The sequence below is a fragment of the Pseudogracilibacillus sp. SE30717A genome (genome assembly GCF_037071985.1).
Lineage (GTDB): Bacteria > Bacillota > Bacilli > Bacillales > Amphibacillaceae > Pseudogracilibacillus.
This window is the reverse complement of sequence record NZ_JAXHDF010000015.1, coordinates 50,014-68,693: the sequence shown is the minus strand read 5'-3', so window position 1 is coordinate 68,693 and position 18,680 is coordinate 50,014. Positions and strand designations below refer to the sequence as shown.

Sequence of the window (18,680 nt, the reverse complement as noted above, 5' to 3'; positions counted from 1 at the left end):
AAAAGGAGATTATTTATGTCGAAAAAACGTGGGATATTAACTCTGTTAGTTATTGGATTACTACTACTTGTCGGTTGCTCAAAAAGTACTTCTTCAAATGATGATGCAATTAAAGTAGGGATCAGAAGTTCAGAATTACGAACATGGGAATATTTGAAAGATAGAGCAAAAGAAGAAGGGTTAGATATAGAACTTGTTCACTTTTCATCGACTTATGATCCAAATGAGGCATTAAGAGATGGTGAAATTGATGTGAATGCTTTTCAGCATATCGCCTATTTAGATACTTTTAATACTAAAACAAAAAGTGATATTGTCCCAATTGGAACAACAATCATTGCACCGCTTGGAATATACTCTAGTAAATATGAATCGATTGAAGAAATACCAGACGGATCTCAAATAGCGATCCCAAATGATCAATCTAACTGGGGGCGGGCATTACTTCTTCTTCAGGAAGCAGGTTTGATTACGGTAGTGGATGAATTTGATGGATTTGGCGGCGAAGAAAAAGTAAAAGAAAACCCTAAGAATTTAGAATTAATTCCAGTTGATGGCTTTAATACGCCAAGAGCGATGGAAGATACAGGAGTTTCTGTCATTGGTAATGGAATTGCAGTCGAAGCGGGATTGACATTAAAAGATGCCTTGTTTCATGAAAGTGCAACAGCAAAACCTTATATTAATATTATTGCCGCTCGAAGTGAAGATAAAGATAAAGAAAAACTACAGAAACTTGTTTCTCTTTATCAATCAGAAGAAACAAAAGAATTTATTAAAGAGACGTACGATGGTAACTATATTCCAACGTTTATAACTTTAGAGGAATTAGCCACGTACAAAGAAACGTACTCAAATAAATAAGGAGGGAGATTATTGGTTCAACATCGAGAAATGAAACTTGCAGCTTATTTAGTTGGAACAGGGATGCATGTGGCCTCGTGGCGACATCCCTTATCCCAACCAGATGCCAGCATTAATATTAATGCGTTAATCGAACAGGCAAAAATTGCGGAGGAAGGAAAATTTGATATTGTATTCATTGCCGATAGTTTAGCAATTAATCATGAATCACATCCACAGATTTTAAATCGGTTCGATCCGATTGTATTAACTACTGCATTAGCATCGGCAACAGAAAAAGTAGGCATAGGAGCGACTGCCTCAACGACATACAGTGAACCGTATGTATTAGCTCGTCAATTTGCTTCAGTAGACCATATTAGTGGAGGAAGAGCTGGATGGAATGTTGTTACAACAGCAGATGCAACAGGAGAAACAGCTTTAAACTTCAGCAGAGAGAAGCACTGGGAGCATGATCATCGCTATGAAAGAGCGGAAGAATTTGTCGATATTGTTAAAGGCTTATGGGATTCATGGGAAGATGACGCTTTTATATATGATAAAGAGTCGGGCCAATTTTATGATCGCAAGAAAGTGCATGAGATTAATTTTAAAGGGACCTATTTTTCTGTGAAAGGTCCGTTAAATATTGCAAGATCAGAGCAAGGTCAACCAGTTATGATTCAAGCTGGCGCTTCTGTCCCTGGTCAACGTCTAGCAGCAAGAACGGCTGAAGTTATTTTTACTAAATGGGATCATATAGAAGAGGCGAAAAAGTATTATAAAAAATTAAAAGGTCAATTAAAAGATTTTAATCGCAAAGAGGAAGAATTGCTTATCTTCCACGGAATCTCTCCAATCGTAGGAGAAACAGAAGAAATTGCACAGCAAAGATATGAGGAATTGCTTCACTTAACGGATCCGTATGAAAGCTTAAAATTTATTTCTGGCTATATGGGGAATGTTGACTTTTCAAAATACTCACTTGACACTCCTGCAAAGGAGGTAAAATTTCCAAAGGTTAACAGCATTCAAAGTAATTTTAATGAAATAAAGAAAATAATTGATGAAGAAGATTTAAAGGTTAGAGATTTATATACAAGGTTTTTCAGTTCTGCTAAAAAGGATGCATTTGTCGGAACACCAACTCAAATTGCAGATGAGATGGAAAAATGGTTTACAGATAAAGCGACTGATGGGTTTATGATCCAATTTCCATTATTGCCACGAGACCTGCAAAATTTTGTAAATCTAGTTGTTCCGATTCTGCAAGAGCGTGGTTTGTTTAGAAAGGACTACAAAGGTGATACACTAAGAGATCACTTAGGATTAACTAAACCAATTAATCAGTTTACCAAAGTAGGTCCGATTGTATAATAAATTTACAGAAAGGTTGGTAAGATGAGTAATATTGTCTTAATATCAGGCAGTCCCTCTTTATTTTCCCGTTCCAATCAAATACTCTCTTATTTGGGTGCGAAATTAAAAGAAGAAGAGCAGTTCTCAGTTTCTCATATTTTAGTGAATGAAATTCCATTAGAAGATTTATTTTATGGAAAGTACGACAGTGAAACGATCAAAAAAATTGCAAAACAAATACAGGAAGCAAAAGGTGTGATCATTGCATCTCCGGTTTATAAAGCATCGTATCCAGGTGTATTAAAAGCATTATTAGATATTCTACCACAAGATATTTTTAAATCGAAACCGGTCTTTCCGATTATGACGGGAGGTAGCCCAAACCATCTCCTAGCAATTGAGTATACGTTAAAACCGTTAATTTCTATATTAAAAGGTCATAGTTTACAAGGAGTATATATATTAGATAGTCAAATTAATACCGAATATAAAAACCCCATCATAGATGATGACATAAAAAGAAGAATTGAACTGCAAATTGGCTATTTTATAGAAGCAATCAGGGAAGGGAAAATTTCAATCCCACAATAAAAAGTAAAAAACTGTCGAGAATAATCGGCAGTTTTTTATTCGGATAGCATAACTTGTTTTTTATGTTATATGAAATGCACACAATGTTAATTTACTATTTTAAAAGTAACGTTTTCTGCTTGATATTACTTAATGAAGAAAATAGAATTATTTTAATAAACGAATAGATAACACTTGCATTTTAAATTGGAATTATTTAATATAATAATTGGTATTAGCACTCGCGAGTCTTGAGTGCTAATAAAAGAAAAAATACAGTTAACGGACTAAGGAGGTTTCTTTACATGATTAAACCATTAGGAGATCGTGTAGTGATCGAACTTGTTGAGCAGGAGGAAAAAACTGCAAGTGGTATCGTTCTACCAGACTCTGCACAGGAGAAGCCACAAGAAGGTAAAGTGGTAGCAGTAGGTTCAGGTGCAATTGTTGACGGTAAAAAAGTTGCACTAGAAGTAGAAGAAAATGATCATATTATTTTCTCGAAATTTGCAGGGACTGAAGTAAAGTACGAAGGTAAAGAATACTTGATTTTACGTGAAAGTGACATATTAGCAATCGTTCAGTAATAGGTTTGATTGCGACATGAGTATGAATATAAAACATAGAAGGTAAATTTTTTAAGGAGGTACTTTAAGTTATGGCTAAAGAAATTAAATTTAGTGAAGAAGCTCGTAAATCCTTACTAAACGGAGTGGACACATTAGCAAACGCTGTAAAAGTAACATTAGGACCAAAAGGACGTAATGTTGTTTTAGGTAAAAGCTTCGGTTCACCATTAATTACAAACGATGGTGTTACAATTGCTAAGGAAATTGAATTAGAAGATGCATTTGAAAACATGGGTGCACAACTTGTATCTGAAGTTGCGTCTAAAACAAATGATGTAGCTGGAGACGGTACAACAACTGCAACTGTTTTAGCACAAGCAATGATTCGTGAAGGCCTTAAAAACGTTACTGCAGGTGCAAACCCAGTAGGAATTCGCCGTGGAATCGAAAAAGCGGTTGAAGCAGCAGTTGAAGGATTAAAAGGCATTTCTAAAAACATCGAAGATAAAGAATCGATTGCACAAGTAGCATCTATTTCTTCAGGTGATGAACAAGTAGGACAGCTTATCGCTGAAGCTATGGAACGCGTAGGTAACGACGGTGTTATCACAATCGAAGAATCAAAAGGTTTCTCTACAGAACTAGAAGTTGTAGAAGGTATGGAATTTGATCGTGGATATGCTTCTCCTTACATGGTTACAGACCAAGACAAAATGGAAGCTGTTTTAGAAAATCCATACATTTTAATTACAGATAAAAAGATTACAAATATCCAAGAAGTTTTACCAGTATTAGAACAAGTTGTTCAAGAGGGTAAATCTATTCTAATCATTGCCGAAGATGTTGAAGGTGAAGCACTTGCAACATTAGTACTTAACAAACTACGTGGAACATTTAATGCTGTTGCAGTAAAAGCTCCAGGATTCGGTGACCGCCGTAAAGCAATGTTAGAAGATATTGCAATTTTAACTGGTGGAGAAGTAATTACAGAAGATTTAGCATTAGATTTAAAATCAACTGAAATTGGCCAGTTAGGGCGTGCAGCTAAAGTTGTTGTTTCTAAAGAGAATACAACGATTGTTGAAGGTGCTGGAAACCCAGAAGCGATTGCAGCTCGTGTAAACCAAATTCGTGCGGAAGCAGAAGAATCAACTTCTGAGTTCGATAAGGAAAAACTACAAGAGCGTTTAGCTAAGTTAGCTGGTGGAGTTGCAGTTGTTAAAGTTGGTGCAGCTACAGAAACAGAATTGAAAGAGCGTAAGTTACGTATGGAAGATGCGCTTAACTCAACTCGTGCTGCAGTAGAAGAAGGAATCGTATCAGGTGGAGGAACTGCATTAATTAATGTATACAATAAAGTTGCAGAACTAAAACTTGAAGACGATGAAGCAACTGGTGCAAATATCGTACTACGTGCGTTAGAAGAGCCAGTTCGTCAAATCGCTGAAAACGCTGGTCTTGAAGGATCCATCGTTGTTGAGCGTCTAAAAGGCGAAGAAGTAGGCATCGGTTTTGACGCTGCTAAAGGCGAGTGGGTAAACATGGTTGACGCAGGAATTGTTGACCCTACAAAAGTTACTCGTTCTGCATTACAACACGCAGCATCTGTTGCAGCTATGTTCTTAACAACAGAAGCAGTAGTTGCAGACCTGCCTGAAGAAAACGCAGGCGGCGGAATGCCTGACATGGGCGGCATGGGCATGCCGGGAATGATGTAATTACATCATAATAAAGCTTGATATGACGGGGTTTTCCTAAGGGAGAACCTCGTTTTTTAATGAAGAGGTAGCATTTATTTTAAAATGATAGTTGTTCGAGTAACTCTTTGTTCATCATGGATAAATTATCTATTAATTTAATCTTCATTTTTTCTGTTACATGGGTATATACCTTTAGAGTCATATCTGGATCCTCATGACCTACCCGCTGCATAATTGTGAGTAAATCAATCCCAGATTCTGTCATCATTAAAATATGGGAATGTCTAAAAGAAGTGGGGTTAATTCCTTTTTAATATCAATATATTTCATAATCCTTCTCATTCTGTCTCCCAAGGTTTTAACAGCAAAAGGATATCCATTTGGACATTGAAATAAAAAGCCCTCAATGTGATTAAAAGACAGTATTCATATGATATGTCTAGCTTTCCGGTAAGGAATTTGTGGGAAATCATTTACTTTAAATGTTCAAAATGGGTGTCGGTGTTAGTCAACACAGATGCTTGAGTTAGTATATACGTACGCGTCAAACAGCCCATGCCATAATACTAGGTGTGGGCTTTTGACGCGTACTGATTTTTTAATTCTCCATGATAATCGACTTTCGTTTTTTACATAACTTTTTTGACATCTTCTATAAGTATGTCTAGATCACCTTTTGAGAGACCATCATACCGTTTGATTATTTTTCCATCTGGATTAATGAGAAAGAATGATGTACTGTGTGCATAGGCATGATCATCTGGCCCACCACCATCCAATACAGTTTTAAAAGATTCGTTTGATAGATTTTTGATCATGTCAAAATCATATCCAGTTAAGAAAGTCATATTTTCTAAATTAGCGTCATATGTCTCCGCATAATCGAGTAATATTTCTGGCTTATCAAAGTCCGGATCAACACTAAAACCTATTATAGGTGGCTTCAATCCATCTGCATATAATGCGTCTTGTACGTTAACTATATTAGCAGTTGTTTGTGGGCAAACCATTTTACAATTCGTATAGAAAAAATAGGCAATCCACCAATGATCTTCTAACTGCACGGATGCAAAAGGTTGATTATAGTGGTCGGTAAATTCAAAACTAGCAATAGTAGAAGACATATTTGTCTCAATCTTACTATTGCTACAAGCAGCCAGTGTGGCTATTAGAGTGAGTGCGAGTATTCGTGCTATTTTATGCGTCAATTGGATAACACCCTTTCTACAAAAAAAAACCAAGATGAAAAACTAGGACGTAAGATCCATCCTACACAATTATTATTGTCTGTAGGATGATTTTACGTCCTGTTTCATAATTACTATTGGTCGGTGTATTTATGCATTTTGTGTTTCAGATTTTTTTTCGACTAATAAACCGCCACCATCTGACAAGTATTTGTCAATACCTTCTGCTGCACGGTATGCTAAAGCACCGATTGTACCTGTTTGTTGAGGAATTTTATGTGTTAAAGCTGATGCACCGATAACAAATAAATTTTCCATATCCCAAACTTGAGAATAGTTGTTTACTGCAGAAATTTCTGGGTCATCTCCCATAATTACCCCACCACTTGTCTCACCATATCCTTGTGTATGACTCCATCCTTGAGGTGGTGATGATTTTTCAATAATGTCTGCGCCCATTTCTTTCATAATCTCTTCTGCTCGGTCACTAAAATACTCCGAGTAATTTTGGTCTTGCTCTGTTACAGAGTGTGTAATACGCAATAATGGATCATTAAACATATCTGTATAGTTCGGGTCTAAGTCCATATAATTGAATTTCCACCCAAATGATGGTGACATGAATCCGACGCTTAACGCACGGTTATTGTAGTAAAGTGATTTTTCCTTGTATTCCTTCCCCCAGCTTGGTGTTCCTTGTGGAACTGGGTTTGAACCGATTGGACCCGAACCACGTTGACGGATTTCGCAAATTCCACCACCGATGAAGTCCAGGTCGGAGTTATCGATGTTGTCACTATCAAGGTCACTAAATGTACCACCTAGTGCTCCCGAACCCATAAATAGGTTGAATTTTTTATCCTCGAAAAAACCAGTTGCACTTCCACCTGGAGATGTTAATCCAGCGGAGTTCTTACCGATTACTCCTTCGCCTGTTTTAGGATCATATGGTTTACCAATCTTTGAAAGTAACATCATACGTGTATTTGTAATTGGATAACCAGCTAAAATAACAACATCAGCAGGTTGCTCATATTCAATACCTGTACGCATGTCTACATATAAGACACCTGTTGCTTTACCATTTTTATGTGTAACACGACGTGCATATGAATTTGTACGTAATTCAAAATTACCTGTTTTCTTAGCCGTCGGAATAACCGTTGCAACCGGGTCAGATTTCGCACCGAAGTCACAACCGTACATCATACAGAATGAACAGTATTGACATGCGTTTATTGTTTCACCATCCGGATTTTCATACTGCTCAGAAAGGTTAGCAGAAGGAACCATGATTGGGTGATATCCTAGGTTTGATGCAGCCTCTTTGAAAAGTTTTACTGGATAAGATGCACGCATTGGTCCCGTGGGATAAGCATCACTACGGGGTGGACCTTTCGGATCTTCCTCACCAGAAGTTCCAGCTGTTTTTTCAAATTGGTCAAAATATGGTTCTAACTCATCATATGAAATTCCCATATCTTGTAAATTCATATCTTTAGGGATTTTACCTTCCCCATATTTTTCAACTGTAATTGTACGTGCTTGAAGGTCAAATTTACGTCCACGTTGTGTAACACCTGACCAGTGTACACTACTTCCCCCAACATTGTTTCCTTCAAAATTTTCTCTTTGTGTACGAAGCGGGAATGCTTCATCATCTAAACTACCACGAGCTGTAACTGTCGAAATAGAGTTATCTGTCATAATTTCATATCGAGATGCATAACGTAACTCATCTTTTGAACCAACAAAATCACTATGGTCATGATCTTTTCCCCGTTCTAAAGCCACTACCTTATGTCCTTTTTTCGCTAATTCGGCAGATGGAATTCCACCAGACCAACCAGTACCAACAACAACAACATCTACTTTGTCTAATTTTATAGCCATAAAAAGCCTCCTACTTTATTACATTATGTATATTAGCGTTGATAATCTTTTAAGCTTATTTGTTCAACGATTTGGAACTCTTCTTCCTCAATTAAATCACTGTAACCTGCACGAATTCCAGGATGTTCTTTCATTTTCCATCCCATCATATCTTTATTTCCACCGTAAAGTGGATCAGCATATGCGCCTTCAATTGTTAACTGACGTAATAAGTTAAAGAAAGTAGGGCTTTTTACTCCAACTAATTCAATTTCACCAGTTTCCATTGCTGATAATAATTCATCTTGTTGTTCACCTTCCAAATCAGGGAACTTTGCGTCATGACGTTTTACAGCTTCATCATTTAATTTACGAAGACCTTCAATGATAACTTCACCGCGCGTCATTAATGTTTGATATGATGAAGCAACTTTAACTTCCTGAACAGGTCCTTTCATATAATCATACTTGTTGGAACCATATGGACCAGCTAATTGTTTATCAATGAAGTATGGTACGCCTAAACCAATTGCACCAGGTCCATTGTCATCTTCTGGATAAATCCTTTCAACTGCTGCTTTTAATACTTCAAAATCATCATAACGAGTGAAGAACATTCTAGATTCAGTGAATTCTTTCACTGGCTTCTCAACATTATCGGAGGAAACATCTACTGTTTTAAATGGATTATCTATAAATGTTCCTAGTAAACTACCACCAACAATCCCTCCAGCAACTAATCCGGAGTTTTTTAAGAAACGACGTCTGGATTCTTGAATTGGCTGATTGTTTTGTTCTTTTGTGTCTTTCTTTTTATCATCAGACATGTGCATCTCTCCTGTAGTATAAATTATATGTTTAAAAGTATATCATATATTGCAAATTAAAGTATTATGAATTAAATATAATGAACATATATGATAGGCTAATTGGGAAGAACTTTATCTAGCAAAACAAAAGGTTAGCGTGTATAATAGATTTCTAGAATTAAAATACATAATAAGTTAGATAACATAAGAAGAAGGAGTGGTTTATATGAGTCCAGCAGCAATTGGTGTGCCGGGATTAATTATTATTTTAGTTATTATATTAATTATGTTTGGTCCGAGAAAATTACCTGAGATTGGTGGAGCTGTCGGAAAGACATTGGCTGAATTCAAGAAATCAACGAGGGAAATTATGGATAATGATGAGGAAACAGAAGAAAAGAAAAAAAGTGAGTAAAAGTAGGTGTGACTATGTCGAATGAGAAAGTAAAGCAATCCGACGAGCCATCTGTCTTGGATCATTTGGAGGAGTTAAGAAAAGAATTAGTTAAATCTGCTGTCGTATTTACGTTTTTTTTCATTCTAGTCTTAAGTACGATTCATTTTTGGTTTCCTTACATTACAAAAGGTCATAAATTACTCATCCTTGGTCCACTTGAAGTATTGTCATTTTATATGATGATTTCATTGGCACTTTCTATTGGATTATCCTTACCATTCGTTTGTCATTTTATTTATCAATTTGTTAAACCGGGATTGACAAAAAGAGAGAGTAAGTTTTTTAAATTATATACACCACTTATCTTTATATTGTTTTTAATTGGTTTAGCATTCGGTTATTTTGTCATTAATCCTATTAGTTTTCATTTCCTGACTAGTTTGGGTGCGATTCATTTTGAAGTGATGATATCTGCCCGAGAGTATGCGAGGTTTTTATTGTTTACAACTGTTCCAATTGCTTTAATGTTTGAATTACCAATGGTCGCGTTGTTTTTATCGACAATTGAAGTACTAACAGTAGCAACATTAAAGAAAATTCGGAAATGGTCATACGTCGTATTGGCAATATTGTCTGCACTCATTACACCGCCAGACTTCATAAGTCAATTACTTGTGTTAATTCCGATGATTCTATTGTACGAGGCTAGTATTCGTGTCGTTGCAAGAGCAGAAAGAAAGCGAATGTTAAAACAGCAATCAGAAGAATTGGCATCTGTATAATCAACTTGGAATTATATGTTATACTTTACCTATGGGGTCTGACCCCCATAGCCCTTTGCTTTATGTAAGGTTGCTTCGTGTGATTCCTCCTCGGTCTAGGATATTCCTAATCAAAAAAATGCTGTTCTATTTTTTTGCGTACACTTTTAACCACATATAATTAATTCGACACGAGAGTCCTTCTTAATACTTCTACAAGAAAAAGCCATATGTAGACGGCCTTTTCCACAGATCCCCACCCTAACCTAAAATCTTTATCAATTTCTTATGGATCTTCTCCCAATCTTGCTGGTGGTCTCTAGAAACATCTTGAAACAGCCTGACCCCATCATTTTCATGAAGTAAATAATGTTCCCAAATAAACTGCCATAAACTCAATATAAATTAATAATGTTGATTATTTCGATATATCCATTCTTCATTAAATAGTCGATCCGTTACTTTAACTAATGACCATTTTAAAATGAAGTGTCATTTAATTTAAGTAACAAACATTTGAAATAACCATCAATTAACGAATTTTGATGATATTAAAATTTTAAATAAAAATGGTTTTAGTAGGAGGGGAAAGGTATATTTATTGATGGTGATGACTATGTTGTCGATATGAAGAGGTCATTTTTAACCGTAACCTTTAATGGGAATAGAGATGAGTAAAAAGTAAAAGGTAACAGGAATAAACAAAGATATGCAATCACCCGCAATTCATTTTGTGGATAAACAACCAAAACTGTTGATTTAAAACCGTTTCACAATCCAACATAAACAATAAAACGACTTACAACACGCCGGGAATGATGAAAGACCAAGCTCACAAACATTGATGTATCAATGTTTGTAGCTTAAAAATCACGTGATTTTAGTGAAGATATCACATTTATTTTAAATACTGAATTTCTTAAGGTGTTTCCGAATAAATTAGACGTTTTTTCGGAAGCGTCCTTTTTCATTTACCATTCTACTCCGTAACCTCTCTAGATTAGGGCAAATAATAACAGGTAAACTTATTTATTAAGAAATACTTTCTATAGATAGTTGAACTGGATCACTAATTTCAACCTTTCGATAAAAATTAGCAATAAACATCTCTGTTTATTCGTGCAATCACCACCGTACAGGAATATACATTTTGTTTTATTGCAATAAAAAAGGTATACAAAAATATGTATACCTAATTATTTATTCTAAATTATCAATAGCATATTGCGCTTCTTCTTCGGTAAATTGTTCTCCGTGCTCTGAAATTAATTGGTCAAAGATGGCATCGTTTGACATATCCATCTCTTCTGCATATATTTTTGCTTTATTCAAAGCATTTTCTTTCCAGTCAGCTTCAATATTATTCATGGCATATTCTGCTGCGTCTTCGGGGAAATTCTCTCCATACTCTGAAATTAATTGGTCATAAATAGCTGCTTTTGACATATGCATAGTGTTAGCATACGTTTCTGCCTTATTTAACGCCGCCTTATGTTCCCTTGGTACATCATCATTTTTTTCTTTTTCTGCTTCTTCAGGTTCTTCCTTCTTTTCCTCAGGCTTTTCTTCCTCTACTTCCTGTTCTTCAACGACAGCATCTGAGACAGCGGGCTCTTCGGCGGCTTCATCTTTGCCTTTATCATCGTCACCACTCGTTGCAATGGCAATTATAACTACAACCAATATTAACCACACCCACCATCTTTTATAAAATGGCTTTTTCTTCTTTGCAGTCATGCACAAATCCTCCTATGGTTAAATTTCCAATGAAGTAATTGGATGGAATGATATAAAATAAAACCTCACAAATTTAATTCGTGATGGTTATATCAAAGTGAGTAAATGTGCTCGGTAAAATATACCTATATTTTATGTAAAATTTAACACGATTTAAACTCGTGTATTAACCTTCTTTATATGCTTCCCAAATCCGTTTTAAAAGTGCCAAATCTTCCTCTTTGCTTTTGGGTAATTCTTTATACCACCTTCTTAAATCGGGATCGTTTATAAGCTCTTCGAAAGATTCATCTTCTGTTAATTGAGGTTTGTCCGATTTTCCTAATAGCCAATCTACAGACACTTTATATAGTTCAGCCATCTTATTTAATATATCTGTATCGGGATCTCTGTAACTTCTTTCATAACCTGACAAAGTCCCGTTTGATATGCCTAGCTTTTTGGCTGCATCTATTTGCTTTAAATTTGCGCCTTCTCTTGCTTCTTTTAATCTTTTTGCTAGGATTCTCATTTTTTTACACCTCGTAAGAATTATAACACTTTTAAGCGTACTGTTTAATACTTTAAGCAAATTGCTAAATTTTTTCGGCAAATCCTTGATTTATGCAAATTACTTATTGTAATTAAAAGTAAGTTAAGCGTAACGCGTATAAGAGAAGGGTTTGAACGAAAATACACGAAAAAATTGAATTGTTGTTCTAGAAGAGGCGTTACAAAAACGCATACCTAAGAGATTAATTCAATCGGAAATATGATACTTACTAAAAGCACGTAATAAGCGTGCTTATTTTTTTTGTCAGTTATTAATGGGAGGTTAAAAGTGTCAATATTGTGTATTTTTAATTACCAATGTATTCATTCATTGGAATTAGATGTATAATAAATTAGAACGGGCGTTCAATTTAGTGGAAGGGGTTAGTAAATTTTGGGGAAAAGGCGTTACAACAGTGAAAATGCGAAGCGTGACATTATCGAAAAAGCAACCTTGATCTTTTCTCAAAAAGGGTATAATCAGACTTCTGTCCAAGATATATCAAAAGCTTCTGGTTATAGTAAAGGACACATTTATTATCATTTTCAAAATAAAGAGAAGCTGTTCGTTTTACTAGCACAAAATACGATGCAGGATTGGTATAAAAAGTGGATGGCAAAAGAATCATCCTATACCACAGCAACAGAGAAACTTTATGGAATGGCGATGCATGTCCTTTATAATTATCAAACTCCTTTATTGAAAGGAGGGCAAGAACTAGCCTCAAATCCTGCTTCAAGTTTAGAATCTGTTAAAGCATTACATGAGTTGGCGGTTATTCCCATGGCTTCTTATCGTTCCATTCTTCAAGAAGGAGTGGAAAATGGGGAATTTGAAAGTGGAAATATTGATGAGTGGACATTACTAGTTGGAACATGGCTAGGAGGGTTATGTCAGCTAACCAATACACAAGAGTTGAGTACGCTTGAACCTCTCTTTAACCAAGCCATTACAATGTTTTTAGCTTCAATAAAAAGGAGGAATAAAGAATGAAAATAGCATTAATTGGTGATAGTTTAACTGAAGGTCGTCCAGGAGTTTCTTTCATTAATATATTAAAAGAAAAATTATCATACATGACGTTCGTTAACCTTGGAAATCCAGGAGAGACAGTTAAAAGTTTATACACTCGTCTTTTAAAAACAAAGTTAGATTCGGATTATGATCTTTCTTTCCTTTGGATCGGCGTGAATGATGTTTATTCAAAACTGCTGAGTGTTCAAGCACAGCCAGTAGCAAAGGATCATGATGAGTTCAAAGAATATTATGAGAAAGTATTAGAGTTAGTTCTTGAATCATCGAAGAAAGTAGTAACAGTTACCCCAGCATTAGTTGGTGAAAACATGAATAACACTTCCAATAAAGAGATCAAAGAATTGAATACTCTTATCCAATCCATCACTCATAAACACGCAAATGTCAGCTTCTTAGATGTCCAGTCTGTTTTTACTAGTCACCTTTCAAAAGATATCACTTCAGATTATATAAGTACAAAAGTAATGAGAGTAATGATGGATGTTCTCTTTTATAAAAAAACTTCAAGAATTGATAAGCTATCAAAAGAACGTGGGCTTCATTTTACATTAGATGGAATACACCTAAATAGCGCTGGTGCACAAATTGTTGCAGAGGTTTATGCAACTGAAATCAAGCGTTTGACGAACAAAAGTCAAGATACAATTCAGTAACGCTTCAGATTAGAAAGCCTTTTAATAGAGGAGGATATGATACAGATGATTAAAAAGGTTGCGGTAGTAACAGGAGGGGCTTCAGGTATAGGGCGGGCAATTTGTTCCGAACTAATCCAACAGAATGTGTTTGTTATCATTTCGGATATTAATGAACAAGCAGGAAAAAACTTTGAAGCAGAGCTGAACAAAGAAACAATAAATGCTAGGTATGCTTATTTAGATGTCACTTTATATGAGAGTGTAGAACAATTACTTACAGATGTTTACCTGGAATTTGATCGAATTGATTATCTTTTTAATAATGCTGGAATCGCTATGTACGGTGAACTTTATGATATGACGATAGAAAATTGGAAAGAGATCATGGACGTTAACCTATGGGGAGTCATTAATGGAACTCAAGTGGGGTATGCCCTTATGAAGAAACAAGGATTCGGCCATATTGTAAATACAGCATCAGCAGCAGGTTTAGGACCATCCCCAGTATCTTCAGCGTATGGGACTACAAAACATGCAGTTGTTGGCTTAACCACTTCACTTCATTATGAAGCAGAAGAATTTGGTATTAAAGTAAGTGCACTTTGTCCTGCGTTTGTTGATACCCCTATTTTTGAAAAAGCAAAAGCTATCAATATCAATAAGACAGTTATTACCCAACAATTAAAGAAGCAAAAAGCGATATCCCCCGAAAAGCTAGCTAAAGTTGCTTTAAAAGAGATTCATAGAAACAAACCTATTATTTGTCCAATGCCAATGCGCCGATCAATGGATATTTTTTTTACACTTTTTCCCCAAGCACACAAAATGCTGATGAGATTAGTTTGCAAAGTTAGTAGGGAAGCTCGGGTTCTTGAAAATTAAATCTTTAAGACAAAGCATGTTTAGTTATGGTGAAACTTAAATGTGAGAGTTAAGAAAATCAGACATGGTTCAACAATCTTAAAGATAAAAGCTATCTGGAGCTTGACACATGATGCCCGATAACTATAATATTTATGTTAATCTTAAAACATTGGAATTGATTGAATATTCAAAGTGAAGGAGTGGAAAGTAATGAGTTATAAAAACACTTTTATTACAATTTCTGAAGACTCGACAGTTGAATCGGGCAATATACCTCTCCCAAGAAATAACAAGCCCACTATAGCATCTATTGAATATGACTTAATTAGTAATAACCCTTATAAATATACTGAAAAAGATGTGCAATTTAATACTTATTTAATTAGAAACCAAATTGAATCAAATGATTTAGAAGAATTACGAGAACAATTTTTCAATAAACCCAAAGCATGTTTTAGAGCTTCCCCATTGGTAAAGAAATATGGATGGGGAATACACTATGATAACGATGGGAAAATTGCCTTATTTGATGCAAAAAGTGAAGACTACAATCGATTTGTTAAATCAGATAATGTTACTCTATTAAAAGGTATTCGTTCTAAAAGGAAATAAAAATTAGCTATCTAAAAGCCGAGGACACATATTAAGCTTAAGTGCTTAGTTTGTGTCCTTTTAATATTTTTAGAAGGGTTTATCAATGATTATTGCTTTCAATTTTTTCGCTTTTAGCATCTCTAGTGACGGTGGTTTATCTAAGAGAAAACTATGGGAGAAGAGACGTCCAATAATCAAGTATAGTATAGTCCGTACAGAAAGAGGATTAAGCAATCGCAGCAGACAGTTCAGCAAAATGAACATTTAATTGAAGTCCAAAAGAACATACGGAATATAGTAAACCGTGTAATTAATGATACGGATATTGTAAGGGGTTAATTTTCTGGTATGGAAATTGATGCTAGAATATGGATTAAAAAATGCTAGGGTGATACCCTTAATTGGACATTCTGCTATAAGGTGTTCAGTAACTTTGCTAATTCTATAGTATACATTTATAGAAGGAGATGTTTAATAATTTTTACCAAAGAGAATATTTATTGTTCGGGAAAATCAAACTCGATCCTCATTTTTCCCTGTAAATTCTTATTCTGTGAATAATTATCCAAACATATCCTTACGTTATATTGAATTGCATCCTTTGACAAATATCTACAAACCTTGGATACTGAAAAGAGGAAAAAATGATTTACTAGTTTTATTCGAAATAGATAAGGGAATCTATTGAAAAGTATGATGAATGAAGGAGGATAATGTTGAAAAAAATCTATTCAATAATACTACTTTGCAGCGTTGCTGGATTTATCCTCGGTGCTTGTGCTTCGGACCAGCCAACAAGTAGTGATAAAGAACAAAGAGAGGAAAGCGTGCCAAATGAAGTCCAACAAAATGAAATAACGGATGAGGACGCTAAAGAAGAAAAAGAGTCAGCTAAAAAAGAAAACGAAAAGCAAGAGAAAGAATTTAACTTCGAGAAACCTGAAAGTGTCCGGGGTCTTTATGTCACTGGTCATTCAGCAGGTGATGAGAAATTTAATAGGTTGATAGAATTAATTGGTAACACAGATTTAAATGCAATGGTCATTGATATAAAAGATGATTTTGGCAATATTACCTATGAACCAGATAAAAAGTCTCCGTTTGCTTCGTTTGGTAAACCTTACATAAAAGACCCCAAAAAAATGTTAAAAGTGCTTGAAGAACATAATATATATCCAATTGCTCGGGTTGTAGTTTTTAAAGATTCCGTATTAGCGGATGAGAACCCTGAACTATCCTTTAGGAATGGAAAGGAAGTATGGCGTAATGGCAGGGATGAAGCATTTGTTAATCCTTTCCAAAAAGATGTGTGGGAACATAATCTTACTATCGCCAAAGAAGCAGCAGAAATGGGTTTCGCGGAAATTCAATTTGACTATGTTCGTTTTCCTGAAGGGTTCGAAAACAAAGCAGATGATCTTTCTTATGATAAAGGAGATTATGGAAATAAAGAAAATCAAGAAGAAGGCCGTGTCCAAGCAATAACAGATTTTGTAACGTATGCTAAAGAAGAATTAGAGCCCTATGATGTAGATATTTCTGTCGATGTATTTGGGTATACAGTAACAGTTCCAAGCGCAGGCGGAATTGGGCAAGACATTGTTACTATCGGTGAACAAATTGATGTTTTATCATCTATGATTTACCCTTCTCATTGGGGAGATGGTAATTTAGATGTCGCCAAGCCAGATTTAGACCCATATCAGTTAATCCACAATTATGTAGTTAAAGAAAAGGAGAAATTTCTCCAAATGGATACACCACCAATTTCACGACCATGGATTCAAGATTTCACAGCATCCTGGCTAGGATCAGGAAATTATAAAAAATATGGTAAAGAAGAGGTGGAAGCTCAAATACGTGCATTGAATGAAGCGGGTGTTAATGAATTTCTTCTTTGGAACGCTTCAAACAATTATACAGAGAATGTAGATTATACACCTGAATTAGATGAAGAGGTAGTGAAAAAGGTAAAAAAAGAAGATAAAGAATTGAAGAAAGAGATAGAGCAAAAGGAAAAAGAAAAAAACGATATAGAGCGAAAAGATGACGAAGAAAAAGCGAGCGATACAACTGAAGAAGAGAATGAAACAGAAAAAGGAGAAGATTAAATGCGTTTAATTGAGTCATCTCGTCTTCACGTACTTCTGTTTTGTTCACTTATTGTTTTGTTAAGTGCATGTGAAGCAACATCCAATGAGAGCTTTTCCGATGACGGAGCGACGAATGATGAACCAACAAGTGATTCAGCGGAAGTGGAAAAAGATACAGAGGAAGAAGAAAACGACGTTGATATAGATCTTGATGAAAAGAAGGATGCAGAGATTAAAGAGGCTGCCTATAAAGTGACTCCACAGTGGTTTGTTACACCGACAGATGATGCTAATGAGAAAGTTGTATTATTAACTATTGATGATGCACCTGACGAACATGCAGTTGAAATGGCGAAAACGTTAAAAGAACTAGATGCTCCCGCCATCTTTTTCGTTAATGGGCATTTTCTCCAAGATGATGAAGGCCGAAAACAGTTGCAAGAGATCAATGAACTTGGTTTTCCGATTGGAAACCATACAATGACTCATACTGATCTCACGACAATAAACGAAGAAGAACAAAAAGAGGAAATTTCAGAAGTTAATAGATTAGTTGAAGAAATTATCGGTGAAAAACCTAAATTCTTTCGTGCCCCATTCGGAAAAAATACAGATTATAGTGAGAAACTAGTCGAAGAAGAGGGAATGCTCCTCATGAATTGGACGTATGGCTATGATTGGGATAAAGAATACCAAGAGGCCGATGCGCTCACAGACATCATGGTGGATAGCCCATTGTTAGGTGAGGGTGCGATATTGTTAATGCATGATCGTGATTGGACAAACGATGCTCTCTCTGACATCGTCACTGGATTACAAGATAAAGGGTATGAAATGCTTGATCCATTACTAATCGAAAATGTAAATGAATAAGAGGAAAGATGAATAGTGGACGGCATATCTTAGTAACAAGCCTCAATACGAATCAAACAATTGCAATTTTAAACTTAAAATGACAAAAATCATTTACGATGTCGCTAGTAAAGTTAAACGAAGAAGTACATAAGTGCGTCAAAGAATTACTTTGGCTATTTAAGAAAAGTAGTAAGATCCGTGGTTTAAGCCACGGATCATTAAAAATGAAGTGGTTGGAACATACCACCACTTCACAAAGGCTATTGTT

At 35.4% G+C, this 18,680-nt stretch carries 19 protein-coding genes; 13 read left to right on the top strand and 6 right to left on the bottom strand.

Going from position 1 to position 18,680, the window contains the following annotated elements:
• Window positions 1–15 precede the first annotated feature (15 nt).
• From SPD48_RS18750 to groL, 5 genes are all read left to right on the top strand, one after another.
• A complete protein-coding gene (locus SPD48_RS18750) occupies window positions 16–864 on the top strand; it encodes a MetQ/NlpA family ABC transporter substrate-binding protein (protein ID WP_336259671.1) in 849 nt (282 codons plus the stop codon).
• Between the two features lie 30 nt (window positions 865–894).
• Window positions 895–2,220 (top strand): LLM class flavin-dependent oxidoreductase, encoded by a 1,326-nt coding sequence (locus SPD48_RS18745; protein ID WP_336259689.1) that lies wholly within the window; start codon window positions 895–897, stop codon window positions 2,218–2,220.
• A gap of 24 nt (window positions 2,221–2,244) precedes the next feature.
• Window positions 2,245–2,793, top strand: coding sequence for an NADPH-dependent FMN reductase (gene ssuE, locus SPD48_RS18740; protein WP_336259670.1), 549 nt, complete (start codon window positions 2,245–2,247; stop codon window positions 2,791–2,793).
• Between the two features lie 284 nt (window positions 2,794–3,077).
• The gene (gene groES, locus SPD48_RS18735; protein WP_336259669.1) at window positions 3,078–3,359 is read left to right on the top strand and encodes a co-chaperone GroES; all 282 of its coding nucleotides are present in this window, start codon (window positions 3,078–3,080) and stop codon (window positions 3,357–3,359) included.
• A 71-nt stretch (window positions 3,360–3,430) separates the two neighbouring features.
• The gene (gene groL, locus SPD48_RS18730; protein ID WP_336259668.1) at window positions 3,431–5,059 is read left to right on the top strand and encodes a chaperonin GroEL; all 1,629 of its coding nucleotides are present in this window, start codon (window positions 3,431–3,433) and stop codon (window positions 5,057–5,059) included.
• Between the two features lie 79 nt (window positions 5,060–5,138).
• Here groL and SPD48_RS18725 read toward each other — a convergent pair whose 3' ends face one another.
• The 4 genes from SPD48_RS18725 to SPD48_RS18710 all read right to left on the bottom strand — a co-directional run bounded on the left by SPD48_RS18725 (window position 5,139) and on the right by SPD48_RS18710 (window position 8,927).
• A complete protein-coding gene (locus SPD48_RS18725) occupies window positions 5,139–5,345 on the bottom strand; it encodes a tyrosine-type recombinase/integrase (protein WP_336259688.1) in 207 nt (68 codons plus the stop codon).
• A 325-nt stretch (window positions 5,346–5,670) separates the two neighbouring features.
• On the bottom strand, window positions 5,671–6,249 hold the full coding sequence (locus tag SPD48_RS18720) for an SCO family protein (RefSeq protein WP_336259667.1): 579 nt from the start codon (window positions 6,247–6,249) through the stop codon (window positions 5,671–5,673).
• Window positions 6,250–6,378: 129 nt separating this feature from the next.
• A complete protein-coding gene (locus SPD48_RS18715; protein ID WP_336259666.1) occupies window positions 6,379–8,121 on the bottom strand; it encodes a GMC family oxidoreductase in 1,743 nt (580 codons plus the stop codon).
• Between the two features lie 32 nt (window positions 8,122–8,153).
• Window positions 8,154–8,927 (bottom strand): gluconate 2-dehydrogenase subunit 3 family protein, encoded by a 774-nt coding sequence (locus tag SPD48_RS18710; RefSeq protein ID WP_336259665.1) that lies wholly within the window; start codon window positions 8,925–8,927, stop codon window positions 8,154–8,156.
• Between the two features lie 208 nt (window positions 8,928–9,135).
• On the opposite strand from SPD48_RS18710, the gene tatA reads away from it, so the two are divergent.
• Both tatA and tatC read left to right on the top strand, forming a co-directional pair.
• A complete protein-coding gene (tatA, locus tag SPD48_RS18705) occupies window positions 9,136–9,324 on the top strand; it encodes a twin-arginine translocase TatA/TatE family subunit (protein ID WP_336259664.1) in 189 nt (62 codons plus the stop codon).
• A gap of 14 nt (window positions 9,325–9,338) precedes the next feature.
• The gene (tatC, locus tag SPD48_RS18700; RefSeq protein WP_336259663.1) at window positions 9,339–10,088 is read left to right on the top strand and encodes a twin-arginine translocase subunit TatC; all 750 of its coding nucleotides are present in this window, start codon (window positions 9,339–9,341) and stop codon (window positions 10,086–10,088) included.
• A gap of 1,179 nt (window positions 10,089–11,267) precedes the next feature.
• Here tatC and SPD48_RS18695 read toward each other — a convergent pair.
• Both SPD48_RS18695 and SPD48_RS18690 read right to left on the bottom strand, forming a co-directional pair.
• Window positions 11,268–11,804, bottom strand: a complete 537-nt coding sequence (locus SPD48_RS18695) for an Ltp family lipoprotein (RefSeq protein WP_336259662.1) — start codon at window positions 11,802–11,804, stop codon at window positions 11,268–11,270.
• 166 nt (window positions 11,805–11,970) lie between these two features.
• Window positions 11,971–12,315: a helix-turn-helix domain-containing protein gene (locus SPD48_RS18690; RefSeq protein ID WP_336259661.1), complete on the bottom strand. Its 345-nt coding sequence runs from the start codon at window positions 12,313–12,315 to the stop codon at window positions 11,971–11,973.
• 414 nt (window positions 12,316–12,729) lie between these two features.
• On the opposite strand from SPD48_RS18690, the gene SPD48_RS18685 reads away from it, so the two are divergent.
• From SPD48_RS18685 to SPD48_RS18660, 6 genes are all read left to right on the top strand, one after another.
• Window positions 12,730–13,329 carry a TetR/AcrR family transcriptional regulator gene (locus tag SPD48_RS18685; RefSeq protein ID WP_336259660.1) on the top strand — a complete coding sequence of 200 codons (600 nt, stop codon included), beginning with the start codon at window positions 12,730–12,732 and terminating at the stop codon, window positions 13,327–13,329.
• The gene (locus tag SPD48_RS18680) at window positions 13,326–14,024 is read left to right on the top strand and encodes an SGNH/GDSL hydrolase family protein (RefSeq protein ID WP_336259659.1); all 699 of its coding nucleotides are present in this window, start codon (window positions 13,326–13,328) and stop codon (window positions 14,022–14,024) included. Before SPD48_RS18685 ends, SPD48_RS18680 begins: the two co-directional genes overlap by 4 nt.
• Window positions 14,025–14,069: 45 nt before the next feature.
• Window positions 14,070–14,888, top strand: a complete 819-nt coding sequence (locus tag SPD48_RS18675; protein ID WP_336259658.1) for an SDR family NAD(P)-dependent oxidoreductase — start codon at window positions 14,070–14,072, stop codon at window positions 14,886–14,888.
• 192 nt (window positions 14,889–15,080) lie between these two features.
• Window positions 15,081–15,482: a DUF6157 family protein gene (locus SPD48_RS18670; protein ID WP_336259657.1), complete on the top strand. Its 402-nt coding sequence runs from the start codon at window positions 15,081–15,083 to the stop codon at window positions 15,480–15,482.
• A gap of 695 nt (window positions 15,483–16,177) precedes the next feature.
• Window positions 16,178–17,575 carry a putative glycoside hydrolase gene (locus SPD48_RS18665; protein ID WP_442962175.1) on the top strand — a complete coding sequence of 466 codons (1,398 nt, stop codon included), beginning with the start codon at window positions 16,178–16,180 and terminating at the stop codon, window positions 17,573–17,575.
• Complete coding sequence (locus tag SPD48_RS18660) at window positions 17,576–18,430, top strand: polysaccharide deacetylase family protein (RefSeq protein ID WP_336259655.1); 855 nt, start codon at window positions 17,576–17,578, stop codon at window positions 18,428–18,430. It abuts the gene before it with no gap.
• The last annotated feature ends 250 nt before the right edge of the window (window positions 18,431–18,680 follow it).

Coding starts and splice junctions, on each gene's coding strand:
- SPD48_RS18675 (WP_336259658.1), top strand. CDS start 14,070: ATGATTAAAAAGGTTGCGGTAGTAACAGGAGGGGCTTCAGGTATAGGG.
- SPD48_RS18710 (WP_336259665.1), bottom strand. CDS start 8,927: ATGTCTGATGATAAAAAGAAAGACACAAAAGAACAAAACAATCAGCCA.
- groES (WP_336259669.1), top strand. CDS start 3,078: ATGATTAAACCATTAGGAGATCGTGTAGTGATCGAACTTGTTGAGCAG.
- SPD48_RS18695 (WP_336259662.1), bottom strand. CDS start 11,804: ATGACTGCAAAGAAGAAAAAGCCATTTTATAAAAGATGGTGGGTGTGG.
- tatA (WP_336259664.1), top strand. CDS start 9,136: ATGAGTCCAGCAGCAATTGGTGTGCCGGGATTAATTATTATTTTAGTT.
- SPD48_RS18665 (WP_442962175.1), top strand. CDS start 16,178: ATGTTGAAAAAAATCTATTCAATAATACTACTTTGCAGCGTTGCTGGA.
- groL (WP_336259668.1), top strand. CDS start 3,431: ATGGCTAAAGAAATTAAATTTAGTGAAGAAGCTCGTAAATCCTTACTA.
- tatC (WP_336259663.1), top strand. CDS start 9,339: ATGTCGAATGAGAAAGTAAAGCAATCCGACGAGCCATCTGTCTTGGAT.
- SPD48_RS18745 (WP_336259689.1), top strand. CDS start 895: ATGAAACTTGCAGCTTATTTAGTTGGAACAGGGATGCATGTGGCCTCG.
- SPD48_RS18670 (WP_336259657.1), top strand. CDS start 15,081: ATGAGTTATAAAAACACTTTTATTACAATTTCTGAAGACTCGACAGTT.
- ssuE (WP_336259670.1), top strand. CDS start 2,245: ATGAGTAATATTGTCTTAATATCAGGCAGTCCCTCTTTATTTTCCCGT.
- SPD48_RS18690 (WP_336259661.1), bottom strand. CDS start 12,315: ATGAGAATCCTAGCAAAAAGATTAAAAGAAGCAAGAGAAGGCGCAAAT.
- SPD48_RS18715 (WP_336259666.1), bottom strand. CDS start 8,121: ATGGCTATAAAATTAGACAAAGTAGATGTTGTTGTTGTTGGTACTGGT.
- SPD48_RS18750 (WP_336259671.1), top strand. CDS start 16: ATGTCGAAAAAACGTGGGATATTAACTCTGTTAGTTATTGGATTACTA.
- SPD48_RS18660 (WP_336259655.1), top strand. CDS start 17,576: ATGCGTTTAATTGAGTCATCTCGTCTTCACGTACTTCTGTTTTGTTCA.
- SPD48_RS18680 (WP_336259659.1), top strand. CDS start 13,326: ATGAAAATAGCATTAATTGGTGATAGTTTAACTGAAGGTCGTCCAGGA.